This window comes from Bradyrhizobium sediminis (genome assembly GCF_018736085.1).
GTDB lineage: Bacteria > Pseudomonadota > Alphaproteobacteria > Rhizobiales > Xanthobacteraceae > Bradyrhizobium > Bradyrhizobium sediminis.
The window spans coordinates 734,515-749,007 of sequence record NZ_CP076134.1; the positions used below are offsets into that span (position 1 = coordinate 734,515).

At 64.0% G+C, this 14,493-nt stretch carries 14 protein-coding genes; 12 read left to right on the forward strand and 2 right to left on the reverse strand.

The features are described 5' to 3' along the window. Positions 1–34: 34 nt before the first annotated feature. Complete coding sequence (locus KMZ29_RS03520) at positions 35–1,093, reverse strand: polysaccharide deacetylase family protein (RefSeq protein WP_215622474.1); 1,059 nt, start codon at positions 1,091–1,093, stop codon at positions 35–37. Between the two features lie 251 nt (positions 1,094–1,344). Between KMZ29_RS03520 and KMZ29_RS03525 the strand changes: the two genes are divergently transcribed. The 10 genes from KMZ29_RS03525 (at position 1,345) to phoB (ending at position 11,086) form a co-directional block, all read left to right on the forward strand. Beyond that, positions 1,345–2,739, forward strand: coding sequence for an OmpA family protein (locus KMZ29_RS03525; protein ID WP_215622475.1), 1,395 nt, complete (start codon positions 1,345–1,347; stop codon positions 2,737–2,739). Between the two features lie 5 nt (positions 2,740–2,744). After that, positions 2,745–3,041 (forward strand): hypothetical protein, encoded by a 297-nt coding sequence (locus KMZ29_RS03530; RefSeq protein ID WP_215622476.1) that lies wholly within the window; start codon positions 2,745–2,747, stop codon positions 3,039–3,041. Between the two features lie 256 nt (positions 3,042–3,297). Further along, entirely contained in the window at positions 3,298–4,353 is a 1,056-nt protein-coding gene (locus tag KMZ29_RS03535) for a lysylphosphatidylglycerol synthase domain-containing protein (protein WP_215622477.1), read from the forward strand. A 34-nt stretch (positions 4,354–4,387) separates the two neighbouring features. Next, entirely contained in the window at positions 4,388–5,689 is a 1,302-nt protein-coding gene (locus tag KMZ29_RS03540; protein ID WP_215622478.1) for an ATP-binding protein, read from the forward strand. 142 nt (positions 5,690–5,831) lie between these two features. Then, positions 5,832–6,842, forward strand: coding sequence for a phosphate ABC transporter substrate-binding protein PstS (pstS, locus tag KMZ29_RS03545; protein WP_215622479.1), 1,011 nt, complete (start codon positions 5,832–5,834; stop codon positions 6,840–6,842). A 116-nt stretch (positions 6,843–6,958) separates the two neighbouring features. Next, on the forward strand, positions 6,959–7,948 hold the full coding sequence (gene pstC, locus KMZ29_RS03550; protein WP_215624125.1) for a phosphate ABC transporter permease subunit PstC: 990 nt from the start codon (positions 6,959–6,961) through the stop codon (positions 7,946–7,948). Between the two features lie 2 nt (positions 7,949–7,950). Further along, positions 7,951–8,796 carry a phosphate ABC transporter permease PstA gene (gene pstA / locus KMZ29_RS03555; RefSeq protein ID WP_215622480.1) on the forward strand — a complete coding sequence of 282 codons (846 nt, stop codon included), beginning with the start codon at positions 7,951–7,953 and terminating at the stop codon, positions 8,794–8,796. Continuing rightward, entirely contained in the window at positions 8,793–9,614 is an 822-nt protein-coding gene (pstB, locus tag KMZ29_RS03560) for a phosphate ABC transporter ATP-binding protein PstB (RefSeq protein ID WP_215622481.1), read from the forward strand. Before pstA ends, pstB begins: the two co-directional genes overlap by 4 nt. 10 nt (positions 9,615–9,624) lie before the next feature. Then, positions 9,625–10,338 (forward strand): phosphate signaling complex protein PhoU, encoded by a 714-nt coding sequence (gene phoU / locus KMZ29_RS03565; protein WP_215622482.1) that lies wholly within the window; start codon positions 9,625–9,627, stop codon positions 10,336–10,338. A gap of 46 nt (positions 10,339–10,384) precedes the next feature. Continuing rightward, on the forward strand, positions 10,385–11,086 hold the full coding sequence (phoB, locus tag KMZ29_RS03570; protein WP_215604705.1) for a phosphate regulon transcriptional regulator PhoB: 702 nt from the start codon (positions 10,385–10,387) through the stop codon (positions 11,084–11,086). A 152-nt stretch (positions 11,087–11,238) separates the two neighbouring features. Here phoB and KMZ29_RS03575 read toward each other — a convergent pair whose 3' ends face one another. Further along, entirely contained in the window at positions 11,239–11,751 is a 513-nt protein-coding gene (locus KMZ29_RS03575) for a GcrA family cell cycle regulator (protein ID WP_215604706.1), read from the reverse strand. Between the two features lie 445 nt (positions 11,752–12,196). Here KMZ29_RS03575 and KMZ29_RS03580 point away from each other — a divergent pair, with 445 nt between their 5' ends. Together KMZ29_RS03580 and argF are read left to right on the forward strand one after the other, a co-directional pair. Beyond that, complete coding sequence (locus KMZ29_RS03580; protein ID WP_215622483.1) at positions 12,197–13,405, forward strand: aspartate aminotransferase family protein; 1,209 nt, start codon at positions 12,197–12,199, stop codon at positions 13,403–13,405. Then, positions 13,405–14,331 carry an ornithine carbamoyltransferase gene (gene argF, locus KMZ29_RS03585; protein ID WP_215604708.1) on the forward strand — a complete coding sequence of 309 codons (927 nt, stop codon included), beginning with the start codon at positions 13,405–13,407 and terminating at the stop codon, positions 14,329–14,331. The genes KMZ29_RS03580 and argF overlap by 1 nt, the downstream gene beginning before the upstream one ends. The last annotated feature ends 162 nt before the right edge of the window (positions 14,332–14,493 follow it).

Below are 14,493 nucleotides of genomic sequence, written 5' to 3' on the forward strand. Positions count from 1 at the left end.
CCCTGCGAACGCAGGGACGACGAGGGAAGGAAAATCACGCCGCGTCGATGCGCCGAAAACCGTTCCACACTGCGGTGGCCGCGCCTGATGTCAGCACGGGAAGAATCCGCGCGTCCTGGTAGTTGCCGTTGAGCGAGACCCGCTGCAGAGCGGTCAGGTGATCGGCGCTTTCGGGAAAGATCATGCCCGGCCGCGTCGTCACCGCGGTCTTGAATCCGGCCGCGCGGGCCAGCGCGAATTCGCGCGGGCCGGCCGCGATCCGGTCGCCATAGGGATAGGCGAGATGCAGCACGGGACGCTGCAGCGCGTCTTCGATTCGCGCGCGGCTTACGGCCATTTCATGGCTCGCCGTTTCCTCGGTCTGCCGCGCCAGATTGCAATGGGTGATGGTGTGCGCGCCGATCGTGACCAGGGGCTCGTCGGCGAACGGCTTCAATTCATCCCAGGACATGCAGAGCTCGCGGCAAATCGCGCGCTCGTCGATGCCGTGATGTGCGCACAGCGCCGTGATCTCGCGCGCAACGTCGAGTTCGCCGGGCAGCGAGCGCAGCCAGTCGTGCATGCGGTCGAACGCCGCCTGCTTGGCAGCCGGGGTGGAAGTATCTATGTGGGTCGCAACGTCGCCGATCCTGGCCTCGATCGAGGAGGCCTTGGCGATCACCCGCTCCAGCGCCACCCACCACAGCCGCCCGGCGCCTTCGGCGAAATCGCTGGCGACGTAGACGGCAAAGGGCGCGTCAAACTCGCGCATCACCGGCAGCGCGAAGTCCCGGTTGTCCCGATAGCCATCGTCGAGGGTGAAGCAGGCGAAACGCCGAGAAAAATTGCGGTCGATCAGCCGCTGGTACACCTCATCCATGGTGATGACGTCGACGTCATGCGACCGCAGGTGCGTCAGCATCGTGCGCAGGAAGTCGGGGGTGACCTCGAGGTGATGGTTGGGCTGGAAATCGCCGTCGCGAGCCGGGCGAACGTGATGCAGCATGAAGATGGCGCCGACGCCCGCGAAGATCGGCCGCATCAGATAATGCGCGCCGGTAAAATACAGTGCTTCCAGGCCAACCCGGATCACGTTGTTGCGTAGCTGCTTCATTCCAAGTCTGGCCTGTTGGGACGTGCGCCTGAAACTAGCGGGTGACCGCTGAAGAAACTGTTAGCCGGCGTGCGCCCCGACACCGTACAATTTTCGTGCTATTTCCAGTTTGACAGCCTCGCAAGGGTTTGTTTTCTCTCTGTTCTCCAGTGTGCCGGTGCCCCTTCTTTGTTTCCGAAGTTCGTGTCATGGGGTGTCGCGATAGCTCACGAACTTCGGAAAATGGGGCGCCTAGGCCCCGCAGGACGCCAATGCACGGACTTTTCAGGTGGAGCAGCAAATGGTGGCCGGGCACAATTCCACTGGTCGTCTTTTGGGCAATTGCGGCCTGGACCAGCACCCCACCGCTGGAAGCCGATCTGGCGGCGCGCTCTAATGCCGCACTGAAGGATACCGTGCTCGACAAGCGGCGGATCGCGGTAGCCGGCCGCGACGTCACCTTTGCGGCCGACGCATTCTCCGAGGAAGGCCGTCAGAGCGCGGTGGCGTCGGTCGAAGCCGTGCCGGGCGTGCGGCAGGTCAATGACGAAACCCGGCTGGTCCCCGAGGCCAAGCCGTTCGTCTGGTCGGCCGAACGGGACGTCGTCCGGGTCACATTGGGCGGCAGCTCGTCCCTGCCGGCCAGCAAGACCAGGTTGTTCGAGGCCGCCCGGGCGGCGCTCGGCGGGGTCGAGGTGGTCGACCGGATGAATTTGTCGCGGGGCGCGCCGCCGCGCTTCGACAATGCCGCGCTGTTGCTGCTCGAGCAGATCGGGAAATTGAAGGACGGCAAGATCACGATTTCGGACAACAAGGTCAGCCTTTCCGGCATGGCGCGCGACCTCGGCGGCCGAGAGGCCATCGCCGCGGCGCTGAAAAATCTCCCCGAGGGGTTTTCGGTCGCCGCCAATGAGATCAAGGCGCCGCCCTATGTGTTCCAGGCCTACAAGGATCCGGTCGCGGTGACGGTGACGCTGACCGGCTATGTGCCCGACAACAACGTCCATGTGGCGATCGCGGTCGCTGCCGGGCGCAAGTTCTTCAACGAAGTGGTGGTCGACAACCTCAAGGCCAGCGTCGGCGCACCCTCGGGCTTCACTAATGCGGTGGTGCCGGCGCTGGGCGCGCTGTCGCGGCTGTCGACCGGCACTTTGGTGGTGTCCGACCGGGAAGTGAAGCTTTCCGGCGACGCCCTCTACGAAGCGGCAGCGGTTCAGATCCGCGCCGGCCTGGGCAAGGATTTCCCGCAGGGCTGGCAGTTCAAACCGGAAATTTCGGTCAAGCCCGCGGCGGCGCCGGTGGATGCCACCGTCTGCCAGCAGCTGTTTGCGAATTTGCTGGCCAAGGCGAAAATCCGCTTCGAATCCGGCAGCGACGCCATCAATGCGGATTCGGCGGGACTGCTCGACCGCCTGGTCGAAACCGCGCAGCGCTGTCCGACCGTCAATATCGAGATTGCAGGGCATACCGACGGCGCCGGCGAGACTGCCGCCAACCAGACGCTGTCCGAAAAGCGCGCACAGGCGGTGATGGACGTTCTGGTCAAGGCAGGCCTGCCCGCTAACCGGTTCACCCCGGTCGGCTACGGCAGCACCCAGCCGGTGGCGTCGAACGATACCGAAGACGGCAAGGCGCAGAACCGCCGCATCGAATTCGTGGTGAGGTAACGAGGATGGCTTATCTCGTGGCGTTTCACTGGGGCTGGCTCTTGGCGTCGCTGCTGCTGGGTTTTGCCATGGGCTGGATCGCGGTGGTCCAGCGCGGTCAGGGCGTGTCGAAGGTGCTGGTGCGATGGCTGGCGGGAGTGGCGGCGGCGCTGGTCGCGGCGGCGGTCGCGCGCGTAATCCCCGGCCGCCCCGGCTATTGGCTCGACCTCGGCCTGATCATGTTTGCCATGTATCTGGCCGGCTGCGCGGTGGGATCCTGGCTGCGCGACTGGGTGGTTTCGCGGCCCAAGCCCGCGGCATGATGTCACGAAAACTTCATTGCCGCCGCGCAGTCTCGCAGGCCACCGCATCGGCCGGCCGGCGCGAATACTGCAAGACTGTGCATCTGGTGTCACGAATTCCCCCTAATATATTGAAGGAACGCGTTTTATTTCGGCTTGCGCGAATTCCACTCCGGCTCAAAACGCGCTACCACTCCAATTCAGGGAGCAGGCGTGGCGCCGGGGCGGCAGAGATCGTCGGGCAGCCGCCGTCGTGGGTTCGCAGTTAGAGGTGGAGATGCTGGAAGCAATACGCAGGGCGATCTCGTTTCTGCGCCAGAAGCAAATCCTGCACAAGCTAGGTGTAGCGATCAGCATCACGGTGATCGGGATCGCTTGCTACGTGCTCTATCACATGCTGCGCGGCATCGACACCAACGAGGTGATCGGCGCCATCAAGGCCACCGAGCCGCGCCAGATCGTGCTGGCGGCGCTGTTCGTTGCGGCGGGTTATTTCACCCTGACATTCTATGACCTGTTCGCGGTCCGCGCGATCGGCCATTGCGAGGTTCCCTACCGCATCAATGCGCTTGCCGCGTTCACCTCCTATTCGATCGGGCATAATGTCGGCGCCAGCGTCTTTACCGGCGGCGCGGTGCGCTACCGGATCTATTCAGCATGGGGATTGAATGCGATCGACGTCGCCAAGATCTGCTTCCTGGCCGGCCTGACATTCTGGCTGGGCAATGCCGCGGTGCTCGGGCTCGGCATCGCCTATCATCCGGAAGCCGCAGCCTCGATCGACCAGTTGCCGCCCTGGCTGAACCGGCTGGCCGCGTTCGCCGTCATTATCGGGCTGGTGTCCTATGTGGCCTGGGTCTGGGTGCAACCGAGGGGGGTCGGCCGCGGGCCCTGGACCGTGACGCTGCCGGGCGGGCCGCTGACGCTGCTGCAGATCGCGATCGGGATCGTCGATCTCAGCTTTTGCGCGCTGGCGATGTACGTGCTGGTGCCGGATGAACCCAATGTCGGCTTCATCGTGGTCGCGGTGATCTTCGTGTCGGCGACGCTTCTGGGCTTCGCCAGCCATTCTCCCGGCGGGCTCGGGGTGTTCGACGCGGCCATGCTGGTTGGCCTGTGGCAGATGGACCGCGAACAACTGCTGGCGGGGATGCTGCTGTTTCGCGTCCTCTATTACCTTGCGCCGTTCGTCATATCTGTAATCCTGCTGACGTTCCGGGAAGTCGTCCTCGGCGCGCGGATGAAGCGGCTGCGCCGGGCGGAGCCCGGCCCCGAGGTGACGCCGAAACACGGGGCGGTATACGTGCGCGAGCGCGGGGAAACCGGGACCTGACGTGACCCACCCGAACGGGAAGAGAGCCGGCCCGATGGCGTTGCACGATTCTTCTCCTGCTTCCTTTTTCTCGCCGTGGCCGGACCGGCTGCGGCATTCAGCCATCATCCTGCTGGCCGCGGCTCTCGCTCTGGCGGTGCTGGTCGTATTCGGCGACCTGGCGCCGTTGCGTGCCGCGGCGGTTTTCTTCTGCATCGGCGCGGCTGCGCTGGTGCCGTGGCGGTTGCATGGTGCCGTGGCGTCCCGGGAAGATGTCCGCGCGGTCAATCCGGTCGAAGCCGCAGCCGTCAGCGCCGTCGTCGCCGGCATGCCGGATCCGGCCGTGCTGCTCGACCGCGCCGGCCGCGTCCTCCACCTCAATGCAGCGGCAGCACAGCTTGCGCCGGCGCTGCGCAAGAACGAGCTCGCGCAATTCGCGCTGCGCTCGCCCGAGATCATCACCGCGTTGCGCGAGGCCATCGCCACCACGGAATCCAGGCGCGCGACCTATCTCGATCATGTGCCGGTCGATCGCTGGATGGAGCTGATCATCACCCCGGTGCCGGTGCCGACGCTGTTCGGCGGCACCGAAAAATGCATGCTGATGACATTCCACGACCAGACGCCGCTGCGCCGGGTCGAGGAGATGCGCGCCGACTTCGTCGCCAATGCCAGCCATGAACTGCGCACGCCGCTGGCGGCGCTGTCGGGCTTCATCGACACGCTGCAGGGGCCGGCCAAAGACGACGCCAAGGCGCGCGAGCGCTTTCTCGGCATCATGCATGCCCAGGCGACGCGGATGGCGCGGCTGATCGACGATCTGTTGTCGCTGTCGCGGGTCGAACTGTCAGCGCACGTCCGCCCCGACACGCTGGTGGATATCGTGCCCATCATCCGCCAGGTCGCGGACGGGCTGGAGCCCCTGGCGCGCGAACGCCATGTCACGATCGACATCGACCTGCCGGATACGCCGGTCGTGATCGCCGGCGATCGCGAGGAGTTGCTGCGGCTGTTCGAGAACCTGATCGAGAACGCGCTGAAATACGGCGCTTCCGGCGGCAAGGTCATCGTCTCGCTGGTCTCGGCGATGTCGGGCGAAGGCCAGCCGGAGGTCCGGGTGATGGTGCGCGATTTCGGTCCCGGCATCGCACCCGAACACCTGCCGCGGCTCACCGAGCGGTTTTACCGGGTGGATGTCGGCGACAGCCGCGCCCAGGGCGGCACCGGGCTTGGTTTATCGCTGGTGAAACATATTCTTAACCGCCATCGCGGCCGGCTGTTGATCGAAAGCGTGCCCAAACAGGGAGCCACTTTCACCGCCGCTTTTCCCCAGTCGAAGCCTCCGGAAACGGCATAAATACCAGCGATTTCAATTGCTTGTTGCTGTCATCCAAGTGTCACCAAAGCGTCGTAAAAGCAAACGTGAACCGATCCTAAACGGACCGGCGTGAGCGCAGTCGGGCGCGTCAGGCGCTTCGCTCACCCATATGGAGACAGCCATGAATTTCATGAGAGCTATCGTCGCTGCCGGCCTGGTCGCCGCATCGACGTCGGCATTCGCCGCCGACATTACGGGCGCGGGCGCGACGTTCCCGTTCCCGCTCTATTCGAAATGGGCCGATGCCTACAAGAAGGAGACCGGCAACGGCCTGAACTATCAGTCGATCGGCTCCGGTGCCGGCATCAAGCAGATCGTGGCCAAGACCGTGACGTTCGGTGCGAGCGACATGCCGCTCAAGCCGGAGCAGCTCGAAAAGGAGGGGATGATTCAATGGCCGCAGGCGATGGGCGCCCTGGTGCCGGTCGTGAACCTCGAAGGCGTCAAGCCGGGTGAGCTGGTGTTTTCCGGCGAACTGCTCGGCGACATCTATCTCGGCAAGGTCAAGACCTGGAACGACCCCGCGATTGCCAAGCTCAATCCGAAGCTGAAGCTGCCCAGCGACGCCATCACCGTGGTGCGCCGTTCGGACGGCTCCGGTACCACGTTCCTCTGGACGGACTATCTCTCGAAGAGCAACGCCGAGTGGAAGGCCAAGGCAGGTTCCGGTACCGCCGTCGAGTGGCCGACCGGCGTCGGCGCCAAGGGCAATGAAGGCGTCGCCGGCAATGTCAGCCAGACCAAGAATTCGATCGGCTATGTCGAATACGCCTATGCCAAGCAGAACAAGCTGACCTACGGCGCTGTCATCAACAAGGCCGGCAAGACCGTGCTGCCGACCATTGCGGCGTTCCAGGCTGCTGCGGCCAACGCCGATTGGGCTGGTGCCAAGAACTACTTCGTGATCCTGACCGACCAGCCCGGTGAAGCCTCGTGGCCGATTACCGGCGCGACCTTCATCCTGATGCACAAGGATCCCGCCGACAAGGCGGCGTCGGGCGAAGCCATCAAGTTCTTCAAATGGGCTTTCGCCAAGGGCGACAAGATGGCTGAGGAACTCGACTACATCCCGATGCCCGACTCCGTGGTCAAGCTGATCGAGAAGACCTGGTCGGCCGACATCAAGAGCTGAAGCATTTCCGGAGGAGAGGTTTGCCTCTCCTCCGGCCTCTTCTGCCGGGCGGCATCAAGCTCTGGCCGGCGCATGTCGAGTAGCATAAAGTGCAAAAGGGGATTGGCGTGGCAGACATGGCCGTTCAGAGCGACGTGATGGAAGCCACTGGGCCTTACGACCGCGCGAAAGCCCTCAACGCGTTCAAATTCGGCGACGTTACCTTTTACTGGATCACCCGCGCCTGCGCGATCTCGGTGCTCTTGATCCTCGGCGGCATTATCCTGTCGCTGATCGCGGGCGCATGGCCGGCGATGAAGCAGTACGGCTTTTCCTTCCTGTTCACGGCGCGCTGGGCGCCGTCGGCCGACCCGCCGGTGCTCGGCGCGCTCGGTCCGATCTACGGCACGATGGTCACCTCCGTCATCGCGATGATGATCGCGATTCCCGTAGGGCTCGGCATCGCGATCTTCCTCACCGAGCTTTGTCCGCAATGGCTGCGTCGTCCGATCGGCATCGCCGTGGAACTGCTCGCCGGCATCCCCTCGATCATCTACGGCATGTGGGGGTTCTTCGTGCTCGGCCCGTTCCTGGCCGACAGCTTCCAGCCGTTCATGATCCGCCTGTTCGACGGCGTCCCGGTGCTGGGATCGATTTTCGCCGGTCCGCCATCCTATCTCAGCCTGTTCAACGCGGCGCTGATTCTCGCGATCATGGTGCTGCCCTTCATCACCGCGATTTCGGTCGACGTGTTCAAGACGGTGCCGCCGGTCTTGAAGGAGGCAGCCTACGGCGTCGGCTGCACCACCTGGGAAGTCGTCCGCAATGTGGTCATTCCCTACACCCGGGTCGGCGTGATCGGCGGCATCATGCTGGCGCTCGGCCGCGCGCTCGGCGAAACCATGGCGGTGACCTTTATCATCGGCAATGCTTTCCGCATCACGGGTTCGGTGTTTTCTCCGGGCACCACGATCTCGGCGGCGATCGCGTCCGAATTCGCCGAGAGCGACGGATTGCATCAATCCGGCCTGATCATGCTCGGACTGTTGTTGTTCGTGCTGACCTTCTTTGTGCTGGCCTCGGCGCGGCTGATGCTGATGCGGCTGGAAAAGCAGGCGGGGAACTGACCATGAACCCGATTTACACCCGCCGCCGCCGCTTCGATGTCATCGTCAAGTTCCTGTGCCTCGGTGCGGCGATCTTCGGCGTCACCTGGCTGGCGCTGATCCTGTTCACGCTGTTCTACAACGGCCTTGCCGGGCTCAATTGGCAGGTCTTCACCCAGAACACGCCGCCGCCGGGGTCGACCGAAGGCGGTCTTCTGAACGCCATCACCGGTTCGATCATCATGACCGTGATCGGGGTCGGCATCGGTGCGCCGCTCGGCCTGTTCGCCGGCACCTATCTCGCGGAGTACGGCAGGAACGACCGGCTCACCTCGGTGATCCGCTTCATCAACGATATCCTCTTGAGCGCGCCCTCGATCATCATCGGCCTGTTCATCTACGGCGCCATCGTGGTTCCGATGGGTGGGTTCTCGGCCTTCGCCGGAAGTCTGGCGCTGGCCGTGATCGTCATTCCCGTGGTGGTACGCACCACCGAGGACATGCTGCTGCTGGTGCCCAATCCGCTGCGCGAGGCAGCAAGCGCGCTCGGCCTGCCGCGTTCGCTGGTCATCAAGCGCATCGCCTATCGCGCCGCGCGCGCCGGCCTGATCACCGGCGTGTTGCTGGCCACCGCCCGCGTCGCCGGCGAAACCGCGCCCTTGCTGTTCACCGCGCTAAGCAATCAATTCTTCAGTCTAGATCTGACCAAGACGATGGCCAACCTGCCGGTCACCATCAACAATTTCGTGCAAAGCCCCTATGTCTACTGGAAGCAACTCGCCTGGAGCGGGGCCTTGCTGATCACCCTGACCGTTCTTGCCCTGAATATTGGCGCGCGGATTCTCGGCGCCGAGAGGACAGCAAAATGAATGAACTTGCCGTATCGATGAGTACCGCGGGCGGATCCGTCCCGTCGGTGGTGTTGCCCGAAGCGCCGGCCAAGATTACCGCGCGTGGTCTGAATTTCTATTACGGCGAAAACCACGCGCTGAAGGACATCAACATCGCGCTCGGCACCCATCGCGTCACCGCCTTCATCGGGCCGTCCGGCTGCGGCAAGTCGACCCTGCTGCGGATTTTCAACCGGATGTACGACCTCTATCCTGGCCAGCGCGCCACCGGCCAGGTGATGCTGGACCAGACCAACATCCTCGATCCCAAGCTCGATCTCAACCTGCTGCGCGCCCGCGTCGGCATGGTGTTCCAGAAGCCGACGCCGTTTCCGATGACGATCTACGAGAACATCGCGTTCGGCATCCGGCTCTATGAGAAGATCTCCAAATCGGAAATGGACGGCCGGGTCGAAAAGGCGCTGCGCGGCGGCGCGCTGTGGAACGAGGTCAAGGACAAGCTGAACGCCTCCGGCCTCAGCCTGTCCGGCGGCCAGCAGCAGCGGCTCTGTATCGCCCGCACCGTGGCAGTGCGGCCCGAGGTCATCCTGTTCGACGAGCCGTGCTCGGCGCTTGATCCGATTTCGACCGCCAAGATCGAGGAACTGATCACGGAACTGGCGGAGGACTACACCATCGCCATCGTCACCCATAATATGCAGCAGGCCGCGCGCGTCTCCGACAAGACCGCCTTCATGTATCTGGGCGAGCTGGTCGAATTCGACGACACCAACAAGATCTTCACTTCGCCAAGCGACCGGCGCACCCAGGACTACATCACCGGCCGGTTCGGCTGAGGAGAGAAAAATGCCTTCTGAACACACCGCCAAGGCGTTCGACAGCGATCTGCAGGAATTGACCCGGCTGGTCTCGGAGATGGGCGGTCTCACCGAGCGCATGATCGTCGACTCCGTCGACGCGCTGATCCGCCGGGATGTCGCACTCGGCAATCGCGTCGTTGCCGCCGACGCCGAAATCGACCAACTGCAGCACGTCATCGAGGAACGCGCGGTGCTCACCATTGCCCGGCGTCAGCCGATGGCGGTGGACCTGCGCGAAATCGTCGGCGCCATGCGGGTCGCCATTGATCTCGAGCGGATCGGCGACCTCGCCAAGAACATCGGCAAGCGGGTCTCGGCGCTGGAGAGCGATTTCCAGCCCCTGAAACTGATCCGCGGCCTCGAGCACATGACCGACCTCGTGCAGGGCCAAATCAAATCCGTGCTCGACGCCTATGCGGCGCACGATCTGCCGGCGGCGATGAGCGTGTGGAAGGGCGACGAGGAGGTCGACGCCATCTGCACATCGCTGTTCCGCGAACTCCTGACCTATATGATGGAAGATCCGCGCAACATCTCGTTCTGCATCCATCTGATGTTCTGCGCCAAGAACATCGAGCGGATCGGCGATCACGCCACCAATATCGCGGAAACCGTGTTCTACATGATCGAAGGCCAGCAGATGGTCGACAAGCGCCCGAAAGGCGACATGACGACCTTTGCCGCGACCGTGCCGGACTGAAAGAGCGTCGCGTGAACAGAATATCACAAGAGAGAAGGCCAAGAATATGAGTGCGCGCATTATGGTGGTGGAAGACGAGGAAGCGCTCACCACGCTGTTGCGCTACAACCTCGATGCCGAAGGCTACGACGTCGAAACCGTCGGGCGCGGCGACGACGCCGACACGCGGCTGAAGGAGCGCGTGCCCGATTTGGTGGTACTGGACTGGATGCTGCCGGGCCTGTCCGGCATCGAGCTGTGCCGCCGCTTGCGGGCGCGGCCGGAAACGCGGCAACTGCCGATCATCATGCTGACCGCGCGCGGCGAGGAGAGCGAGCGCGTGCGCGGGCTCGCCACCGGCGCCGACGACTATATCGTAAAACCCTTTTCGGTGCCGGAATTGCTGGCGCGGGTGAAGGGCCTGTTGCGCCGCGCCAGTCCCGAGCGGCTGGCCACCGTGCTGACCTATGGCGACCTCGAACTCGATCGCGAAAAGCGCCGCGTCGCGCGCTCCGGCCGTCCGATCGATCTCGGCCCCACCGAGTATCGCCTGCTGGAATTTTTCCTCGAGCATCCCGGCCGGGTGTTCAGCCGCGAGCAGCTGCTCGACAGCGTCTGGGGCCGCGACATCTACATCGACGAGCGCACCGTCGACGTGCACATCGGCCGCCTGCGCAAACTGCTCAACCCCGGCCGCGAGCAGGACCCGATCCGCACTGTCCGCGGCGCCGGCTACGCGCTGGACGACAGGTTCGCCAAGGCGGAGTAATTCCCAGCCGTCGTCCTCGCGAACGCGAGGACCCATAACCACCGATGTTGATTGTTTGAAAAGCTGGAGCCCCAGCTCGGCATAACCACAAGCACCTGTGGTCATGGGTCCCTGCGTTCGTTCGCAGGGACGACGACGTTTAGATACCGCGCTTACCGCGTCGGCTTCGCCGGTTGCCGGCGGCGGTCGCTGGCCGGCTGGTAGGCGATGCGCGAGTGGTGCGCGCAATAGGGCAGGCTGGTCAGCGCCTTGCCGCCGCAGAAGAAGAATTCCGGGCTCGAGGGATCGCCGACCGGCCAGTGGCAAGTGGCCTCGTTCAACTCCAGCAGCGACAGGCGCTGGCTCATCGGCACCACGTTGTCGTAGGCGATCGGATCCGGCTCCATCTCGACTTCGAAGGCATGGGCCAGCGCGGTATTGCCGCGCGACACCGGACGCGACACCCGCATCATGTGCTGGGCCGGGCGCGCCTTGCGCTGGCGGGGAGCGGCCGAGGTGGAGGGGCTCTTGGCGCGGCCGGACAGGCCGAGCCGGTGGACTTTGCCGATTACCGCATTTCGCGTCACATTTCCGAGTTCCGCGGCGATCTGGCTGGCCGAAAGTCCGGCCTCCCAGAGCTTTTTCAACTGCTCAACGCGATCGTCGGACCAGGTCAATACCGTCATCGCACTCTTCCCTTCGCGTCGCGCCGGCCAGTACGAGGGCGGCGCTGCGATGCCAAATCTCAAAAATCCCTGCCGGCAGAATCCCTTAGCCCTCGCCGGGCGCGAAAACCGCGCCCGAACGTGTACGCTGAACACCAACGACTAGAGGATCAGAACCGCCGCACGAGATGTCGTACCCGACAGCAGAGAAGCTACAATATGGCGTGACTCCGGCGCAAGAGTCAGCGCGGTTGCGTCCACATGTTCCGTCGCCCAGACATCGCCGCACCGCAATCTTTCGAGCTATTTTGGCCTCCGCGTGACCGATTGACAGTTATCGCCGCGCGCCTAGAATGCTTTTTACGTGCCGCCCGAAAAGGCGGCACGTTTTGTTTTCCGGGACTTGTTGCGATGCAAATAGCGCCAATGCGCGGCATCGCGGCCGGCCTAACCGTCAGTGATCGCCATGACCAAGAGCGCGACGTCGCATCTGCTCCCCGTATTCGCCAGGGTCGATCTCGGTTTCGAGCGCGGCGAGGGCGCGTGGCTGATCGCGACCAACGGCGAGCGTTATCTCGATTTCACCAGCGGCGTCGCGGTCAATGCGCTCGGCCATTGCCATCCGCATCTGGTCGCCGCATTGCAGGAGCAGGCGACAAAGCTCTGGCACATGTCGAACCTGTTCAAGAGCCCGGACGGCGACAAGCTTGCCGCGCGGCTGTGCGAAGAGAGCTTTGCCGATTTCGTGTTCTTCTGTAATTCCGGCGCCGAAGCGATGGAATGCGCGATCAAGATCGCGCGCCGCTATCACGCCGCCAAGGGACACCCCGAACGCTATCGCCTCGTCACCTTCGAAGGCGCGTTCCACGGCCGCACGCTGGGGACGCTGGCAGCGACCGGCTCGGCGAAATATCTCGAGGGTTTCGGTCCGCCGCTGGACGGCTTCGACCAGGTGCCGCACGGCGATCTCGAAGCGGTCAAGAAGGCGATCGGTCCGCAGACCGCGGGCATCCTGATCGAGCCGGTGCAGGGCGAGGGCGGTGTGCGCACCGCGCCGAATTCATTCTTCAAGGCGCTGCGCCAGCTCTGCGACGACAACGGCCTGCTGCTGATCTTCGACGAAGTGCAGACCGGCATGGGCCGCACCGGCGATCTCTTTGCCTATAAGCGCCTCGGCGTAGTGCCCGACGTGATGCCGCTGGCCAAAGCGCTCGGCGGCGGCTTTCCGATCGGGGCCTGTCTCGCGTCAGCGGAGGCGGCCTCCGGCATGACGCCGGGTTCGCACGGCTCGACCTTCGGCGGCAATCCGCTGGCGGTCGCCGCCGCCAACGCGGTGCTGGATGTGATGCTGAAGCCCGGCTTCTTCGAGCATGTGCAGAAGATGTCGCTGCTGCTCAAGCAGAAACTGGCTTCCGTGGTCGATCGTTATCCTGAAGTGCTCGCGGAAGTTCGCGGCGAGGGCCTCTTGATCGGCGTCAAGGCAGTGGTGCCCTCGGGCGATCTGGTCACGGCGCTGCGCGAGCAGAAACTGCTCACGGTCGGCGCCGGCGACAATGTGGTGCGGTTCCTGGCGCCGCTGATCGTGAGCGAAGCCGAGATCGAGGAATCTGTCAGCCGCCTCGAGCGCGCCTGCATCGCGCTGTCGGGCGACCAGTTGAAGAAGGCGGCGGGGTAATGAGCAAGGCCCTTCGTCATTTCCTCGATATCAACGAGCTGCCGCCCAAGGAGTTGCGCAACATGCTGGCCGCCAGCGTCGCCATGAAGGCGAAGCTGAAGGCGCATGAGAAGGGCAAGAAGCCGCTTGAAGGCAAGACGCTGGCGATGATCTTCGAACGGCCTTCGACCCGCACGCGGGTGTCGTTCGACGTCGGCATGCGCCAGCTCGGCGGTGAATCGATCATGCTGACCGGCGCGGAGATGCAGCTCGGCCGCGGCGAGACCATCGCCGATACCGCGCGCGTGCTGTCGCGCTACGTCGACGCCATCATGATCCGCATCCTCAACCACGATGCGCTCTTGGAGCTCGCCGCCCACGCCACCGTGCCCGTGATCAACGGGCTGACGCGGCGCTCGCATCCCTGCCAGGTGATGGCAGATCTGATGACCTTCGAGGAGCATCGCGGCCCGATCGAGGGCCGCACCGTGGCCTGGACCGGTGACGACAATAACGTGCTGGCCTCCTGGGCGCATGCGGCGGAGCGCTTCAAGTTCACGCTCAACGTCGCCACCCCGCCGCAGCTGGCGCCGAACAAGGCGATGAAGGACTGGATCAAGGCGACGCAGGCGCCGATCGTGCTCGGCAACGACCCGGAGGCCGCCGTGCGCGGCGCCGACTGTGTCGTCACCGACACCTGGGTGTCGATGGGCGACAAAGATGGCGAGCACCGCCACAATGTGCTGAAGCCCTACCAGGTCAACGCCAAGCTGATGTCGCTGGCCAAGAAGGATGCGGTGTTCATGCATTGCCTGCCCGCGCATCGCGGCGAGGAAGTCACCGACGAGGTGATCGACGGCCCGCAATCGGTGGTGTTCGACGAAGCCGAAAACCGCCTGCACGCGCAAAAGGGTATTTTGGCCTGGTGTTTCGACGCGGTGGCGTGAGCGAAAATTCTGTCGTCGTCCCGGCGAACGCCGGGATCCATACCGCGTGATCTCTCGTTTTTGCGATGTGGTAGACGTTTCGAGCAACGATAACAGCGGTGGTTATGGGTCCCGCTTTCGCGGGGACGACAGATTGCCCCCTTTCGTTTTGCCCTCGCCGAC